Origin of the sequence: Ekhidna sp. (assembly GCF_040220215.1) — a bacterium.
Classification (GTDB): domain Bacteria; phylum Bacteroidota; class Bacteroidia; order Cytophagales; family Cyclobacteriaceae; genus Ekhidna.
Map to the genome: position 1 here is coordinate 240,974 of NZ_JAVJTR010000016.1, position 18,200 is coordinate 259,173.

Genomic DNA, 18,200 nt, shown 5'->3' on the forward strand with positions numbered 1-18,200 from the left:
GTATACTGTTAGAATAAATTGTGTCATATAATTGAATGCTCCTTCGTTTAATTCTTATCTTTGTAATCTAAAAATTTAAAAGCAATGCATACATCATTATTATTTGCAATGCCAGGGTGGACGGAGATGTTGATCATCGCGCTGTTTATTATCATCTTTTTCGGAGCGAAAAAAATCCCTGAAATAGCACGAGGCATGGGAAAAGGCATCAGAGAGTTTAAAGATGCCACCAAGGAAATCAAGAACGAAATAAAGGAAAGTTCTAGCGAAGAGAAAAAGGCGTAAGACCTTGAAGACTTTTCAATCTCTCTCTGAAATTCAATCAGAGATCAGTTCAGGGAAGCTAACTGTTTCCTCACTGGTAGATTACCATTTGAAGCAGATTAAAGAAAAAAACGGAAGGCTCAATGCCTTCCTTTCTGTTTATGAAGATGAAGCCATCAATCAATCAAAAATTGTAGATAGCAAAATCCAGAACAAGTCTGCTGGAAAGTTGGCAGGGATGGTGATTGGCATTAAAGATGTTTTTGCCTATAAAGATCATCCACTTCAATGTGCTAGCACAATCCTTGAGGGCTTTGAATCTCAATACACAGCGACCTGCATTCAAAGATTAATTGATGAAGATGCCATCATCATTGGACGTCAAAACTGTGATGAATTTGCCATGGGCTCGTCCAATGAAAACTCGGCATTTGGTCCAACAAGAAATCCGATGGATGAAAGTCGCGTTCCGGGAGGTTCATCCGGGGGATCAGCAGCTGCTGTAGCTGCGGATATGTGCCAGGTTTCTATTGGTTCCGACACAGGAGGATCTGTACGACAACCAGCGGCTTTTTGTGGGCTGGTTGGTTTAAAGCCTACATATTCAAGAATTTCTCGTTATGGATTAGCCGCATATGCAAGCTCGTTTGATACCGTAGGGATCATATCAAAAAGTACTGAGGATGCTGCTTTGGTATTAGAAGTGATGGCTGGGAAAGATGATTTCGACAGCACTGTTTCACAGATGGAAGTTCCACAATTCTCCAGCTTCGAGTTAAACAAAAAATATAAAATCGGATTCATAGCGGAAACCTTACTTCACGATGGTCTCGATGAAGAAATTAAAAGCGCTGTTAGAGAAGTCATAGAGCATTTAAAAAGCAATAGTCACACTGTAGAAGAGGTACATTTCTCACATCTGGATTATGTACTTCCAACTTATTATGTGTTGACTGCTGCTGAAGCAAGCTCAAATTTGTCTCGATATGATGGAGTACGATACGGTATCAGGGCCAAAAGTGATGATTTGGAGGAAATGTATAAAGTGACAAGATCCGAAGGGTTTGGTGAAGAAGTGAAGCGAAGAATTATGACAGGAACTTTTGTGCTGAGTGCCAGCTACTATGATGCGTATTATACGAAAGCTCAAAAAGTGCGACGATTAATAAGGGACGAAACCGAAAAGCTATTTGAAGAATTTGATATTCTCATTTCACCCACAACACCTTCAACTGCTTTTAAAATTGGTGATATAAAAAATGATCCCATACAGATGTACTTAGAAGATTTATTCACCGTTCAGGCTAATGTGGTTGGAATTCCGGCGATTTCTATACCATGGGGAGTTGACAACCAAGGGCTGCCAATGGGCGTTCAATTGATGTCGAAAAGCTTTAATGAGTTAGAATTGCTGGATATTTCAAATCAAATCATTACTTTCAAAGATCAAAATAGATAGGATATGACACGAAAATGGTTCCTTTTAGGGATTATATTCATTTCATTAGCAGGGAAAGGACAGGAATTTCAACTCACAGAAGTTATCCCCGATAATACATATGATGAGATTGCAGATCGGATGACCTGCATAGAAAATGAAGTGCCACTGGTCTTCAATGAGCGCGTAATGGCCTTCATTGACTATTTCGCGATTAAAGACCGGGAGTACACCAAAGACATTATTCAAAAAAAAGAACTCTACTTTCCGCTTTTTTCAGAAACACTGGCTCGGCACAATATGCCTGATGAGCTTAAATACCTGGCTATCGTGGAGTCCGGTTTGCGTCCCAATGCCATTTCCCGAGCCAATGCAGTGGGTTTATGGCAGTTTATAAGCTCAACAGGTAAAATGTATGGGCTTACCAGTGATTGGTATGTAGATGACCGCATGGATCCGGAGGAAGCTACTGATGCAGCCGCCAGGCATTTAAAGGATTTATATCGCATGTTTGACAGTTGGGAGCTGGCACTGGCAGCCTATAACTGTGGACCGGGAAATGTTAGAAAAGCGATTAGAAGAAGCGGATACAAAAAAGAATTCTGGGAAATTTATAGATACCTCCCAAGGGAGACCAGATCTTACGTTCCACAATTTGTGGCCATTACCTATTTGTTCAATCATCTCGAAGAGCATGGATTCGATCCACAACCGGAATATTTTTATCCAGAAATGGATACAATTATGATTTCACAATATTTCCATATGGAGACATTTTGTAATCAATTAGGACTTTGTTTGGATGATATGCTTTTTTGGAATCCACAAATTAAAAGAGGTGCACTTCCAGAAGGCACTCAAAATTTCGCATTAAAGGTGCCAACAGAATGGAAGGAAGAGATTGTTGCTAATCGTGTTTCGCTTTATGACACAGCCTCTAAGGTAGGAAAAGAGCATCTGGATTATCTGGCAAGGAATACACCTGGTAGCACCTATGGTCGGGAAAGATTGTATTACAGAGTTAGAAGTGGGGATGTACTCGGAACTATAGCTCAGCAATACGGTGTGAGGGTTTCGGATATTCGCGAATGGAATGGGATAAGAGGAAATCTTATTCGTGTGGGTCAGCGATTAAGTATTTGGGTATTGCCAGCTTATAATTCCAGCAATAAAAACCTGTATACAGCATCGGCTTCATCAGCGCCATCGACCCCTAAACCCACGGTTCCACTTGCCGGAGGATCAGTTTACACTGTAAAATCGGGAGATTCTTTGTGGAGTATAAGCCGAAATAATAATACGAGCATTGAAAAGCTAAAACAGGCAAATCGACTTACTACGAATACGATTAAGCCCGGGCAATCGCTGGTGATCCCAAATTAATCTTACGTCTTTTCTCTTAAAGCCCTAAGTTTGGGATTCAAGGAACAGTTTTTGCTTTTTAATGAAGCAAAAGTGAAACGGGATTTTTATGCATAAATACATACTTCTTTTAATAGCTATATCATTTGGTTGCAGTGAAAGCGCAAGGGAAAGAAATAGAAAAGATATGCTTCCTACTGCGCGTGGTGAAGCAGATGAAATTATTCTGGTTGTGGACTCAACACAATGGGCCGATACGCTCGGCCTGGGAGCAGAACTGAGAAAAACATTCATGGCGCCTATGTTGGGGTTGCCGCAAGATGAATCACTTTTCAATGTAAGCAAGGTGAATCCAAGAAGGCTCAACTCAGTGCTTAAGTCAGCTAAGAATATGGTTTTTGTGATGACCCTCGATAGCAGAACATCAGATAGTCGGGTACTACAACAATTTTTCACTGATCAGTCTCTGAACCAAATAAAAAGGGACTCCTCAATCTTTATGCGGACACAACGAGATGTTTTCGCGAAAGGTCAAACGGTGATGTTTTTGTTCGGGGCAACTCAGGAACAACTTGCGAAAAAAATCAACTACAACAGATCTGAAATCCGAGAGTTTTTTGAAGCTTCTGCCCGGGAAACCATCAAAGGTCAAATCTTTAATAGCGCACAAAAACAATTGGCTGAAAGAATCAAAGAGAATCACAATGTCTCATTAACAATTCCCTTTGGATGGGAAAAAGCAAGAGACCTTAAAAACTTTGTTTGGTTAAGGAAGATGGATGCGGAGACTGAGCAAAGCGTTTTCATTTATTATGAACCTTATACTGATCAGGGCATTTTCAATGAGATTGGTGAATTCAGGGATAAGATCACTCAAAAAAACTTATTCGATGGTGAGAATCAGGATGTATATATCCAGCGACAAGAAATCATTCCGGTTTTTACCGAGCGGGTAAACTTCAATGGCCACTTTGCTGTAGAAGCACGCGGACTTTGGAAAATCAGTGACAATTCCCGTGGAGGACCCTTTGTGAGTTACTCCATTGTGGATGAAGAAGAGGGGTTGATCTATTATGTGGAAGGCTATGTGGATTCGCCCGGTACTCGTAAGAAAAATCTTGTTCGTGAGCTGGAGGCAATTCTTTCCACTTTCAAAACCAAAAGTGATCTTGAACCAAAAGATGCTTCTTAATCCAATCGAATAATTGCTTATTCCTTTTTAGTTGGTGACCTTTGAAGGTTGGACGTCTGTCCAGCCAACTTTAACCAACAAAGGATGAGTACAACGAAGATTAGGCCTAAGGAGGCATTAGATTACCATTCAAACAAACCTGCCGGAAAAATCGAGGTAAACTCGACCAAACCAGTCAGCTCCCAACATGATCTTGCACTCGCATATTCACCGGGTGTGGCAGAGCCCTGCAAAGAGATAGCTGCAAATCCTGAAGATGTTTATAAATACACAGCAAAGGGAAATCTTGTTGGTGTAATCTCAAATGGAACTGCAGTTTTAGGTCTCGGTAATATTGGACCTGCTGCATCGAAACCGGTTATGGAAGGCAAGGGGGTTCTCTTCAAAAAGTTTGCCGGGATAGACGTTTTTGATATTGAAATCAATGAAGAAGATCCGGACAAATTCATTGAAATCGTAAAATCGCTGGAGCCCACCTTCGGCGGAATCAACCTGGAGGATATAAAAGCGCCAGAGAGCTTCAAGATAGAACAGACGCTGAGGGAGCAGATGAATATCCCTATCATGCATGACGATCAGCACGGAACAGCGATCATTTCAAGTGCCGCGCTTCTCAATGCTTTGGAGGTTGTTGATAAAAAGATTGAAGATTTAAAAATCGTTGTGAGTGGGGCTGGAGCTGCGGCAATCGCTTGTACGAACCTATATGTTTCCCTTGGGGCCAAAAAGGAAAATATCCTCATGGCGGACAGTAAAGGGATTTTAAATGAGAGCAGAACTGGCTTGGACGAGATAAAGTCACAATATGTGACTAAGCGGAAGATTGAAACTTTAGAAGAGGCTATGAAAGGAGCGGATATGTTCCTTGGGTTATCTATTGCCGATGTAGTTACTCCTGAAATGCTGAAGGCAATGGCAGACAATCCGATTGTATTTGCATTAGCAAATCCTGATCCTGAGATTGCGTATGACCTGGCTATGAATACCCGCGAAGATGTGCTGATGGCAACCGGTCGATCTGATCATCCGAATCAGGTAAACAATGTTTTAGGCTTTCCATACATTTTTCGGGGTGCGTTAGATGTGCGATCCACTGCTATTAATGAAGAGATGAAGCTTGCTGCCGTTAAAGCAATTGCGGAGTTGGCCAAAGAGCAGGTTCCTGATATCGTTTTGAAAGCTTACGGAAAAGCGAGTATCAAATTCGGGAGCGAGTACCTGATCCCAAAACCAATGGATCCCCGATTAATCACGACTATTTCTCCGGCAGTGGCTAAAGCTGCTATGGATACCGGAGTAGCACGTATTCAAATAAAAGACTGGAAAAAATATGAGGACGAGTTGCTTGAGCGTGTTGGTTTAGATCAGCGTCTGATTTCTCGTTTTGTTTACAGAGCTCGTCAGAATCCGAAAAAAGTCGTTTTTGCGGAAGCTGATCATGTGAACATTTTGAAAGCTGCACAGATGACACTCGATTCAGGAATTGGAACGCCGATACTGATGGGTAAGCAAAAAATCATCAAGGGATTAATAGAAGAGCATGAACTCGAAGCAATAAAAGATTGCGATATCATTGATCCATATGAGCACATGGATAAGGTGGAAAAATTTGCCAAGGAATACACTGACATTCGCCAGCGAAAGGGAATGACATTTCACCTGGCCAAAAAAGCGATGCTCAGTAGGACCTATTTTGGAATGATGATGGTAGAAAAAGGAGAAGCTGATGTACTTATCTCCGGACTTTCCAATGATTATCCAAAAACTGTGCTTCCGGCTTTACAGATTGTGGGGATGGAAGAAGGAGTAAACCGTGTCGCAGGTATGTACATTATGAATACTCAACGCGGAAATTACTTTTTTGCCGACACGACGGTAAACATGAATCCTACCGCCGAAGAATTGGTAGAGATTATAGGCCTTACACATCGTGCTGTTCGGTTCTTTGATTATGAGCCTAAGATTGCCGGGCTATCATTCTCTAACTTCGGATCCGCTAAAGGGGATGTTCCTGAAAAAATGGCTAAAGCAGTTAAGCTTGCCAAGAAGCGTTGGCCGGAAATGATCATCGATGGTGAGATTCAAGCGAATGTAGCTTTGAATAAACATTTGATGGAAGAGCTATATCCTTTCAGTGACCTCAATGGTCATAACGTCAACACCTTGATTTTCCCTGATCTTCAATCCGGAAATATTGCATACAAGACTCTGATGGAAATTGGCGGTGCTGAAGTAATTGGCCCAATTCTGATGGGAATGAAAAAATCGGTGCAGGTATTACAACTGGGTAGCTCGGTTCGTGAAATTTACAATATGGTTGCGATAGCAGTTGTGGATGCAGGAGTTGAAAATCGGGAAGGTCTATGATTACATATTTGAAGGGGCGCCTGGCCTTTAAGGATCCAACCCATTTGGTTGTTGATGTTGGTGGTGTGGGTTATGAGGTAAAAATTAGCCTGATTACTTACTCACAGGTAAAGGACAAAGAGGATATTCTCATCCAAACATACCTTCATGTAAAAGAAGACTCTCATACGCTCTTCGGGTTTTTTGAACAATCTGAAAAGAAACGATTTCTGGATTTACTTTCCATAAATGGGGTTGGTCCAAGCACCGCACTGATGATTTTATCTTCATTGGATGCTAAAGAGTTGCAGGCCGCAATTGTTCAGGAAGATGTGAAAACCATTCAGTCTGTGAAAGGAATTGGAGGGAAAACAGCACAGCGAATTATCCTTGAGCTGAAGGATAAAATGAAAAAAGAGGGTTTACTGGACAAATCTGTAGAAATTCAGCCTCGATTTGATAATACACTGCGTTCTGAGGCGTTATCTGCCTTGACAACTTTGGGTATAAATAAGTCGACAGCCGAAAAAACTGTCGATAAGATTTTGAAAGAATACGGAGAGGAGATTAAACTTGAAGAATTGATCAAGCAAGCACTTAAGCGGTCATAACCTAATCTAATACTAAGCGCCTTTTTTTGAGAGTAAATCTGCATATACGATTCCTTTTTGCGTTTCTAATTTTGGGCAGCTGGTTGCAAACCAGTGCACATTTTTTTCAGGAACAGGACACGGTAAAAAATGATACGGTAGGTCCATATGAGCCTAGTAAAAAACCGACTTTTCAGCCAAGTTATCGGTTTGGAGATCCATTCTCCTTTAGAAGTTCGAGATCTCCACTGTTTTTAAGGGATCCTTCTCAGATAAATATGCAGGTGCAGTTTAATCCCGATACCACCTCTGAGGATGCTGGGGTTACTTATTCCGTATATGAAAACATTGGAGCACTGGATTTCCGGCCAGCCTCTTTCATGACTTTTAGTGAATTTAACCAATACAACAATTCACAGCTCAACAGGGAGTACTTCAAGGAACGTTCTGCAGGCCTGGATGGTGAAAGTGCGGTAAGTGGAAGAAGTTTGATTCCAAGATTATATATCAGTCCTGTCTTCGATAGAATCTTCGGTGGTAGCTATGTCGATATTCAGCCCAATGGATTTGTAAACCTTGATTTTGGCGCACGTTTCCAACGTATCGATAATCCAGCTATCCCTCTGCGACAGCAAAAGAACGGTTCATTCAACTTTAATCAGCAGATTAGTATGAATGTGGTGGGTAAAGTCGGGGAGAAGCTGGAGATCACCGCCAATTTTGATAACAACAACACTTTTGACTTTCAGAATAACTTGAAAGTCGTCTATACCGGTTATGAAGAAGACATCATCAAGAAGATTGAGATTGGTAATGTGAGCATGCCGGTTACCAACTCTTTGATGTCTGGTGCTCAATCGCTCTTTGGTATCAAAACAGAGTTGCAGTTTGGAAAACTCTATGTCACCACTATTCTGTCCCAGCAACGAGGACGAAATGAGACGCTGACAATCGAGAGTGGGTTTCAGGGCAGAGAGTTTGAGGTGCAAGCTTCCGATTACGAAGAAAATCGACACTTTTTCTTAGGACATTTCTTTAGAGACAATTATGAACAATGGTTATCTGCTCTTCCTCAGATTACCTCTGGAGTGAATGTGACCAGGGCTGAAGTATATGTGCTTAATCGAAACAACGATACGCAGACTACCAGGAATATTATGGGTTTTATGGACCTTGGTGAAGGTACTGTTATTCATCGACCCGAGGAGGTGGGAAATGGAAACGGAGGCCCAACCCGAAACAATGCCAATGATTTATTTCGAAACTTGACAGTTCAATCTGCAGATGCTGTAGATGCATTTATTCAATCCACATTCCCAACTTTTGAAAATTCAACAGACTATGTAAAAGTGACAACAGCTCGAAAGCTGGATGATTCTGAATATAGAATTAACAGAGAGTTGGGATACGTTACGCTAACCAGGAGTTTGGCCAGCGATGAAATCCTTGCTGTGGCGTATGAGTATACATTTAATGGAACAGCTTATAAAGTTGGTGAGCTCACAGAAGATTATCAAGGAAGATCGGATGACAAGATCATCTATTTGAAATTATTAAGACCCAATAAGATTAACACAGATGTACCTACCTGGGACTTGATGATGAAAAACATTTATAATCTGAATGCTGCTCAGGTAGGTCAGGAAGGATTTCAGCTGAGAATCATTTATCGGGATGATAATACGGGGCAGGATAATCCTTCGCTTCATGAAGGGCAGGCCTTGAAAGATCGACCATTAGTTGAGGTGTTTGATCTGGACAGGCTTAACCCAACAGGGGACCGCCAGCCGGACGGTAATTTCGATTTCATTGAAGGTATCACAATTGATCCACGAAATGGAAATATCATTTTTCCGGTGCTGGAACCATTCGGAAAAAATTTGGAGGAACAATTTCAGCCAAGCGAAGGCAGGCTGGTGGAAAAGTACGTGTATAACGAACTCTATGAAGAGCCTAAAGCAACCGCTGAGTTAGATGCAACCAAAAATAAGTTTGTGATAGCTGGTAGGTTGATGGCTGGTTCATCGAGTGAAATTACACTTCCGGGAATCAATATTGCAGAGGGATCAGTGATTGTAATGGCAGGAAATACCCCTTTAACGGAAGGTCTTGACTATACGGTGGACTACAATTTAGGCAGGGTTAGAATACTTAATGAAGGAATTCTGAGTTCAGGAAAAACCATTCAAGTGTCATACGAAAAAGCTGACCTATTCAATTTCCAAACAAGAACATTAACAGGAGCCCGTTTTGATTATCGCTTCGATGAAAATTTCAACATTGGAGCCACCGTGCTTCATTTGAATGAACGACCGGGTGGAATTTCAAGGTTTGCAGTAGGGAATGAGCCTACCAGTAACACGAAATATGGATTCGATATTAATTATCAAAATGAATCACGATTTCTTACCAAAATGGTTGATAAGCTACCATTGGTTAATACAAAAGCTCCGTCAACGATTACTTTCAATGCCGAATTTGCACAGCTGGTGCCTGGAACCAGTAACAAAGTAAATGGGGAGGGCACCTCATACATTGACGATTTTGAAAATGCAATCACACCAATTAACATCATGGGTTGGCAGGCTTGGAATCTTGCTGCAACACCCCGTGTGTTTCCTGAAGCTCAGAGTGGGAACCAAGAGCTAAACTATAATTACCGAAAAGCTAAGATTGCCTGGTATACAGTAGATAATAGTATTTTCTACCGTGCTGGAGGGAATAATCGACCGGGTAATATTTCTGATACCGACCTTGAAAATCATTACGAGAGAGCGGTGCTTCCTCAGGAAATTTTTAGACAGAGGGATCAAACGATTGTAAATTTCAATGAGCCGATTTTTGATGTGGCCTATTTTCCGCAGGAAAGAGGACAATATAACTACAACCCTGCCACAAGTCCGGACAACATTCTTCCAAACCCCGAACAAAACTGGGGCGGCATCACGCGCGCAATTACCAATGAAGTAAACTTCAATAAGACGAATATTGAATATCTCGAATTTTGGTTAATGGATCCATTTATAGAGGGTGAAAACGGAATTGTAAAAGATGGAAGAGTGAACGGAAATGCTCGTGAAGATCAGGATGGGGGCAAACTTTACTTTAACCTTGGAAGTGTCTCTGAGGACATTGCGCCCGATGATATGCATGCCTTTGAAAATGGGCTACCTGCCAACGGAGAAATCGAATCCATAAGCACCTGGGGACAAATAACTCAGGAACAATATTTGACGAACTTCTTTGAAAATTCACCGGGTGCCAGGGATAATCAAGATGTTGGGATTGATGGGTTGAAGGATGAAGATGAGGCTAGGATTCTTCAACAAAACAATATAAACCTTAACATTAATGATGATGACATTTCAGCAGACAATTTCCGGTATATTCTTGATCCAACTTATGATCAGGTGGATGCTAAAATTGTGCAGCGGTACAAGAATTGGAATGGGATGGAAAACAATTCACCCATTGCATCAGGAGGAGGATCATTTATCCCAGCATCTACAACCTTACCTGATAATGAAGATTTGAATCAAGATAATACGATTTCAGATTTAGAAGAATATTTTGAATATGAGGTTGATTTAAACCTTAGGGCTGGCGGATCAAACGAAGAAGGAAACCTCGAACTGAATGATTATATAGTCGATCAAATTGCAAGTGGGAATGATGAGTCTAACTGGTATCTATTTAGAATTCCCATTAAAAACGTAGGTAGACCAATTGGTAATCCAACTTTCGAAAACATCAAATATGTGAGGATGTATTTGACGGGTTGGAGTCAGCCTGTGGTTTTACGTTTTGCGCAAATGAGATTCGTTGGTAGCCAATGGAGGAAATTTGAAAAGGCACTCAATGAGCCAGGTTTAGATGCAATTCCGAACATTGAAACTTCTGATTTTTCAGTTTCTGTGGTAAACATTGAAGACAATAGTACTTCGACAACCGGTGGGACAAGGTATGTTCTGCCACCAGGCATTGATCGCGACATTGATAATACTACTGCGCAGAACAGGCGATTCAACGAGCAATCGCTGCAAATATGTGTAGAAGATCTGGACGATAAGGATGCAAGAGCGGTCTATAAAAATGTCTCGTATGATTTAATCAATTACGGCAGAATGAAGATGTTCTTTCATGCCGAGTCATATAATAATGACATGGTTATGGATGAAGATGTTTCAGCTTTTATTAGACTGGGAACAGATTTTGATCAGAACTATTATGAAATTGAAGTACCTCTTATCATAACTCCTGAGGATGTATCAGGTACTGAGGAACAAATAAGGAGGCTTGTTTGGCCTCTGGAAAATGAAATTGATGTTTCCATCAAAGAACTTCTTGGAATAAAATCAGAAAGAAACAGAGCTAACCTCGAGGAGAATATTCCTTATTCAGTACCATCCAATGATGAAAGATACATTTTCACCGTAAAAGGACGGCCGGACATAAGCGCTGTAAAAGTGATGATGATCGGTATAAAAAACCCCGGGGATGAATCCAACTCACAAAAGTCCATTTGTTTATGGGCAAATGAATTTCGGGTTACAGACTTTGACACCAATGCCGGATGGGCAGCCAATGCCAGGGTTAGTACCAAACTGGCAGATTTGGGAACTATATCTGCATCAACCCGATATACTTCCATTGGGTTTGGAAACATTCAACAGCGTATTTCCGAACGTTCAAGAGCAGAGACAACACAATATGACGTATCAGCCAACATGAATCTCGAAAAATTCCTTCGCCCGGATAAGACAGGATTGGTTGTGCCAATGTTCGTTTCATTTGAAAAGACCACTATCACTCCTCAGTTTGACCCACTGGATCCGGATGTTCCACTTGAAGCCTCACTTGAAGCGTTTGACAATATTGCAGAAAGAGAAAGGTATCGTCGGATTGTGGAGGATCGCACAACTCGACGGAGTATCAATTTCACAAATGTCAGGAAAGAAAAAGTGAATCCGGATGCCCGAAAAAGGATTTACGACATTGAAAACTTTTCTTTTAGCTATGCTTACAGTGATCGTGTTTCGAGCAATGTCAATACACAATCTTTGCTAAACAAAACAGTAAGCGGCGGCATTAACTACAATTACTCACCAGCTGCCTGGAGTTTGGAGCCTTTCAGTGAATCGGAGAAACTTTCATCTCCATATCTGGCCTTAATTAAAGATATCAACCTGTCACCTATCCCAACCAACTTTTCATTTTCTACTAACCTTAGGCGGGACTTTAGACTCACCCAATATTATAATGATGACCTTACTACTGAGGGTGTAAACCCACTCTACGAGCGGACATTCACATTTGCTCGTAATTATGGCCTCAGGTGGGACATTACTAAAAGTCTTGGACTGACCTACAGCGCTACTGCAAATGCTGTAATAGATGAACCGGAAGGAATTATTGAAGGTGATATAAACACAAAGCAGGAAAGGGAATACATCTGGGATCAGATATTTACACTGGGTCGAATGAAAAATTTCAATCAGAGCATCGCTTTGAACTATAAACTTCCTCTGGATAAAATTCCTTTTACCGATTGGCTTTCATCAGATGCCAGATACACAGTAGGATACGGATGGATTGCCGGTGCAATAAACAGGACAAGTAGCGATACATTGGATCGTGCCGATGACGACCTTTTCTTTGGAAACTTTATTAGTAACCAACGAACCATTGGATTAAATGCTCGTGTGGATATGAATAAACTTTATGATAAAGTGACTTTTCTGAAAAATGCAAATACACCAGTGGGTAGGGGAGAATCCATCAGTCCCGGGAATAAGGCTTTACGGTTTATGATGATGCTAAAATCTATAAATGGGTCGTACAACATCAATGAAAGCACCTCACTTCCGGGCTTTAAGCCCACCGCTTTTTTGTTTGGACTGGATAGCGGATTCAATGCCCCGGGGATTGAGTTCATTTTGGGTAGTCAGGATGCCGGAATAAAACAAAAAGCAGTCAGAAATGACTGGCTGGTTAAAAATGAGAACTTAAACTCTCCATTTCAGCAAACTTACGGAACCGACATAGACATAAAAGCTGATCTGGAGCCCTTAAAAGATTTGAGAGTTCAGCTCACCTGGAATCGAGGATTGAATAATCAATATCAGGAAATTTTCAGATTTGATACCGTGTCAAATGGTTTCGAAACACTGACCCCATCTCGAAGTGGAAGCTATTCTATTTCATTTCTATCCATCAAAACAGCCTTCCAAAAGGATGCAGCTGATGGTTCTTCAGATGCATTTTCACAATTTGAGGAGAACTTGGTTCAAGTCAGAGAAAGATTAAGTCGTTCAAATCCAAATGGAGACTATGATGCTATTTCGCAAGATGTTTTGATTCCTGCATTTTTGGCAGCTTATGCTGGTAAAGATGTGAATAGCATGGATTTAACACCTTTGCCGAAAACACCACTCCCGAATTGGCGAGTCGATTATGCCGGACTCACAAAAATTCCAGCAATATCTGAGTTGTTCTCTTCATTCACCATTTCGCATGGGTATAATTCTACCTATAGCGTGTCAAGCTTTACAAACTCCTTGAATTATGGAGTTGATGTAATCGGACTTCAAAATGATATTTTGGATTATCCACAAGCACAAGATGATAGCACTGGTAGGTTAGTCCCGGTCTACATCATTAACCAAGTGATGATTTCAGAGCAGTTTGTTCCTCTGATTGGTTTCAACGTCCGAACAAAAAATAATATTTCCACACGTCTGGAATTTAGAAAAAGCAGGAACCTTGCATTAAACATGTCCAATGCACAGGTGACAGAAACAGTCAATAATGATGTCACTTTGGATGTTGGTTATTCAAAAGTTGGTTTCAAACTCCCATGGAAATGGCAGGGAAGGACGCTTACACTAGAAAATGATTTGACCATGCGGGTGGCTGCTTCTGTACGCGATAGTAAGACTGTACAGCGAAAAATCAACGACAGAAGTCAAATCACCAATGGTAATCTTACCTGGCAGGTTCGCCCAACTATTACCTACAAAATCAATAACCAACTGGACTTTACATTCTACATGGAAAGAAACGTGACAGACCCGAAAGTTCTGAGCTCATATAAGCGTGCCACAACTGCTTTTGGAGTTCAGCTAAGATTTGGTCTTGCACAGTAGGGCAGTTCAAATCAAAACCTTATTTTTGACGCCCGTTATAAAACCAGAATTAAAATGAATATTCCTTCAGATTTACTTTATACCAAAGATCACGAATGGGTGAAAATAGACGGTGATATTGCAACCGTTGGTGTAACTGATTTCGCCCAGGGCGAATTAGGAGATATTGTTTATGTTGAAATTGAAACTGAAGGCGAATCATTGGATGCCGGTGAGGTGTTTGGTTCAGTAGAGGCAGTGAAAACTGTTTCGGATCTGTTCATGCCCTTATCAGGTGAGGTGATTGAAGTCAATGAAGGACTGGAATCAAATCCAGAGGCTGTAAACTCTGATCCGTATGGTGAAGGCTGGATGATTAAGATCAAAATTTCTGACAAAGGAGACCACCTGATTTCTGCCGAAGATTATAAGGCAGAAGTAGGGGGATAAGAAATTTTGGAATGTTTTTTGCAAGATATTACTAAATACCTTCGTCCTTTTGGTATATAAAAATTGAAGGACATATATTTGATGTTCAACTTCATAAAAGAAGGAATATGGAACCGAAAAAAAATCCAAAAATAGACCTTTCCAGACAATCAGGAATGTTCCTGAATATAGGAATGGCTGTAAGTTTATTACTTATTATAGTTGCCTTCGAGTGGAGGACCTATGATGACTCAGGTTTGATGGATCTGGGTAACGTGGATGATGATTTTGAAGATATCATCGACATTCCACCAACAGAGCAACCACCTCCCCCGCCTCCAAAAGTTCAGATTCCTGAAATCATAGAGGTTCCTGATGAGGAGGAAATCGAGGAAGAAATTGAGGTTGATCTGGATGTAGAGGTGACTGAGGAAACTGTGGTGGAAGACATCATATTCGAAGAAGCTCCTGAAGATGAGAATGTAGATGAGATTTTCACCATTGTGGAAGAGTCCGCAACATTCCCCGGAGGAATTCAGGCTTTCTATGAATATCTGGGAAGAGAGCTAAAGTATCCAAGACAAGCGCAGAGAATGGGTATTGAAGGTCGAGTATTCGTACAGTTCGTGGTGGAAAGAGACGGCAGACTCACTGATATCCATGTGGTAAAAGGAATTGGAGCAGGATGTGATGAGGAGGCAGTGAGAGTATTGAAAGAGTCTCCAAAGTGGAAGCCAGGTAAGCAACGAGGTAAGCCGGTACGCCAGAAAATGATTCAGAACATTCTATTCAAGTTCGCTAACTAGGAATAGAATGAATAGATATGAGAAGCCTCTTTGAGAAATCAAGAGGCTTTTTTTGTGTTCACAATTACCACTCCGTCTGTTCTAATTGCTCCTTCTTTTGCTTGTAGCTTTTTTCGAAATGCTCAAACTCCTCTTCTGAAATAAGAGCTTTCAGTTTCTCAAGTGTTTGGTCAGCGTAATCATTTAGGTTCCAATCTAGTGCAATGAGTGAATATTTCTTTAATAGTTTGACGCTGTACGGGTTTATTTCCGTGGCATCCACCAGAAGCTCATATCCACCAGAAGCTTCGCGTTGCTTCAATTCATCTACAACGGCAATCACCTGATCCTCATGGAAAGCATTACGTCTCCCAAGAGCTACCAATTCAGGATGTTTAAGCGTGTCTAAAAGCGGAACGGTTTTTTTTGGTATCGACGGAGCATCGTAGGAATCAAGATTTGAAAGAATAAGGTTTGCGCGTGTTGTCAATTCCGGATTCTTTTTTAAGCTCTTTAAAAGCTCCTCAGGTATTTGCTCCTTTTTTCCAAGCCTTGCCATGGCTTCCATCTTTCCAAAAATGGAGGAGGGATGTTTCATAACGATGGCTTGATCAAAGAAATCAATTGCCAGTTGATAAGCGTTTTGATCAATTGCCAATTTCCCCAGCGCGTCCAGATATTTTCCTTTATAATACTGATGAGCATTTGCTTGCAAATAATCTAGTGTTAAAAAAGCATCATTGATTCGACCCTTGTCATAAAGATGAAGGGCTAATGCCATTCTCAAACGTTTGTTAAAGGCAGCATCTGAGGATGCTTCTAACTCACGCCGGGCAAATGCTTCTAATGAATCATGGGCAAAAAGATACGATGCATTCATTAGATACGCTTGCCGATGTAAAGCACCCGCATTTAAAAGTTGATCATACGCAAACTGAAGCTGTGTTTCTTTTGTCTGGGTGGTAAGTATGTTGCTTTTGACCCCAAAGTTGCCATCAGCATAGTTTTTCAGAACAGATACTGAGTCCACTGCATCCATTTTCTTTAAAACATTCCATTTATTAATCAAAGGAGCATTGTTCCACTCACCTGAAGGGTCTGCCCCTTCAAAGTACTCAAGGGATTTTTCAACCTCACCTTTGTCTAAATGGATAATACCAAGGTTGTTTTCTATTTCAGAACTGGAAATATCCCTTAGAGCTTCTTCATAGATGGCTTGCACTTTATTGGGATTTATTTCAGCATCCAAATTTCCGTAATTAACGAGTGCGTAATCAGATGGATATCGTTGGGTAGCACTATAAAAGTAGGTTTTGGCTGGGTATTCTGCTCCTTTTTCTAACTCAAGTAACCCAAGTGAGTAGTTCGCATAGTGTGTATTATACCCTAAGTAGCTTGCCTGGAGTGTGTACTCCTTCGCTAATAAAGGATTTCCCTCAGTTTTGGCTTCCTCTGCCAGGTAATTGTAATAACCGGATTTTAAAAGATTGTAAGGCTCTTGCCCTGAAAGAAAATAGAAGGCTAGAACAGCAAATAAACCGCCTAAACGAGCACTCGCATAGGGAAAATTGCGCTCTTTGTAAGCAATTTTATGAACTTCAAAACCTTTAATCAGCGGATCAATGAAATTACCGATAATATACAGAAAGAAGAGTGCTCCAAATCCAATGTGGAAATAGAGAATAAAATAATGGAATGCCTGGTATACTGCATCATTCCCACGAATCATATGATACGATAGAAACGATAACGTTACAATGCCCAGGCTCACCATGATCAGATATAAGGTGTCAGCATGTAAGTACTTTGACAGAAATCCGGCCTTATGCCGGATACTCCAAAGGCTAATTATACAAGTAATAGCCAAAAGAATAAAAGGATCGAAGAAGAAAAAACTGTTTTCATAAAGCCCAGATTTATTTAGGTAGTATAAAACAAGATTCCCTAAATAAATTAACGAAAGGACAAGGAAATGAAGGTGATTGCTTTTTCCACCCTTACCGTTAGTCACCACATAAAGAATACTGAATACGACCTCTTCAGAAACGATGAAGAGAAAAATGAGTGAAAATATTGCAAATCCGAATAAAGAATGTGCAATCAGGTGATCCGTAAACAATGTCGGATTTTTGATTCCAAAAAGGAGTATCCCGCTAAGGATCATGAGAGTAATCAGCCGGATACTAAATGAAGTCGATTTTTTGTATTCATGAAAGATGACAAGCGGACTGATGAGTGCAACAAACGGAATCAGAATTATCATCTTTGAGTCCACCCCAAAAAGACCAACCTCAAATAAGTTGAGTCTGTTTAGGAACAGCGCAAATAGTGCAACAACGATGAAAAAGGCATATCGCTTAAGGTATGTGGATGCAACTAGCACCATGCATAACCCAACCCACATCAGTCCAAGAAATGCCTTGTCGATTGTCAGATTTCTATTTATCTCACTTCCGGAATAGTTTTCCTTCAGCAAATACTTCTCACCCATTATTTCATGGGTAATTAGATTCGTTTCTAACGTCCAGGCAGGAAATTCAATGATTTCGCCTGTTGTTGTTACTTCCCAGTTTATGGAACTATCGTACCCGGACTGATAAGACCATAGCATAGCTATCAGGCAGGCAATGAAAAATCCTGTTATGAATTTCAATATTGATTTACTCACAA

General features: G+C 40.8%; 10 protein-coding genes. 9 read left to right on the forward strand and 1 reads right to left on the reverse strand.

Annotation, left to right across the window (positions count from 1 at the left end; translation table 11 throughout):
• The first annotated feature begins 84 nt into the window (after positions 1 to 84).
• The 9 genes from tatA to RIC88_RS09780 all read left to right on the forward strand — a co-directional run bounded on the left by tatA (position 85) and on the right by RIC88_RS09780 (position 15,551).
• Entirely contained in the window at positions 85 to 285 is a 201-nt protein-coding gene (tatA, locus tag RIC88_RS09740; RefSeq protein WP_350217351.1) for a twin-arginine translocase TatA/TatE family subunit, read from the forward strand.
• A gap of 4 nt (positions 286 to 289) precedes the next feature.
• Positions 290 to 1,723 carry an Asp-tRNA(Asn)/Glu-tRNA(Gln) amidotransferase subunit GatA gene (gene gatA, locus RIC88_RS09745; protein ID WP_350217352.1) on the forward strand — a complete coding sequence of 478 codons (1,434 nt, stop codon included), beginning with the start codon at positions 290 to 292 and terminating at the stop codon, positions 1,721 to 1,723.
• Between the two features lie 3 nt (positions 1,724 to 1,726).
• Positions 1,727 to 3,085 (forward strand): lytic transglycosylase domain-containing protein, encoded by a 1,359-nt coding sequence (locus tag RIC88_RS09750; RefSeq protein ID WP_350217353.1) that lies wholly within the window; start codon positions 1,727 to 1,729, stop codon positions 3,083 to 3,085.
• A gap of 88 nt (positions 3,086 to 3,173) precedes the next feature.
• On the forward strand, positions 3,174 to 4,256 hold the full coding sequence (locus RIC88_RS09755) for a DUF4837 family protein (RefSeq protein ID WP_350217354.1): 1,083 nt from the start codon (positions 3,174 to 3,176) through the stop codon (positions 4,254 to 4,256).
• An 84-nt stretch (positions 4,257 to 4,340) separates the two neighbouring features.
• Positions 4,341 to 6,623 carry an NADP-dependent malic enzyme gene (locus tag RIC88_RS09760; protein ID WP_350217355.1) on the forward strand — a complete coding sequence of 761 codons (2,283 nt, stop codon included), beginning with the start codon at positions 4,341 to 4,343 and terminating at the stop codon, positions 6,621 to 6,623.
• Positions 6,620 to 7,213: a Holliday junction branch migration protein RuvA gene (gene ruvA / locus RIC88_RS09765; RefSeq protein ID WP_350217356.1), complete on the forward strand. Its 594-nt coding sequence runs from the start codon at positions 6,620 to 6,622 to the stop codon at positions 7,211 to 7,213. The genes RIC88_RS09760 and ruvA overlap by 4 nt, the downstream gene beginning before the upstream one ends.
• Before the next feature lie 26 nt (positions 7,214 to 7,239).
• Positions 7,240 to 14,337 (forward strand): T9SS outer membrane translocon Sov/SprA, encoded by a 7,098-nt coding sequence (gene sov / locus RIC88_RS09770; RefSeq protein ID WP_350217357.1) that lies wholly within the window; start codon positions 7,240 to 7,242, stop codon positions 14,335 to 14,337.
• Positions 14,338 to 14,391: 54 nt separating this feature from the next.
• A complete protein-coding gene (gcvH, locus tag RIC88_RS09775; RefSeq protein ID WP_350217358.1) occupies positions 14,392 to 14,766 on the forward strand; it encodes a glycine cleavage system protein GcvH in 375 nt (124 codons plus the stop codon).
• Positions 14,767 to 14,873: 107 nt separating this feature from the next.
• Complete coding sequence (locus tag RIC88_RS09780) at positions 14,874 to 15,551, forward strand: energy transducer TonB (RefSeq protein ID WP_350217359.1); 678 nt, start codon at positions 14,874 to 14,876, stop codon at positions 15,549 to 15,551.
• 64 nt (positions 15,552 to 15,615) lie between these two features.
• Here RIC88_RS09780 and RIC88_RS09785 read toward each other — a convergent pair whose 3' ends face one another.
• Entirely contained in the window at positions 15,616 to 18,198 is a 2,583-nt protein-coding gene (locus RIC88_RS09785; protein WP_350217360.1) for a tetratricopeptide repeat protein, read from the reverse strand.
• Between the last annotated feature and the right edge of the window lie 2 nt (positions 18,199 to 18,200).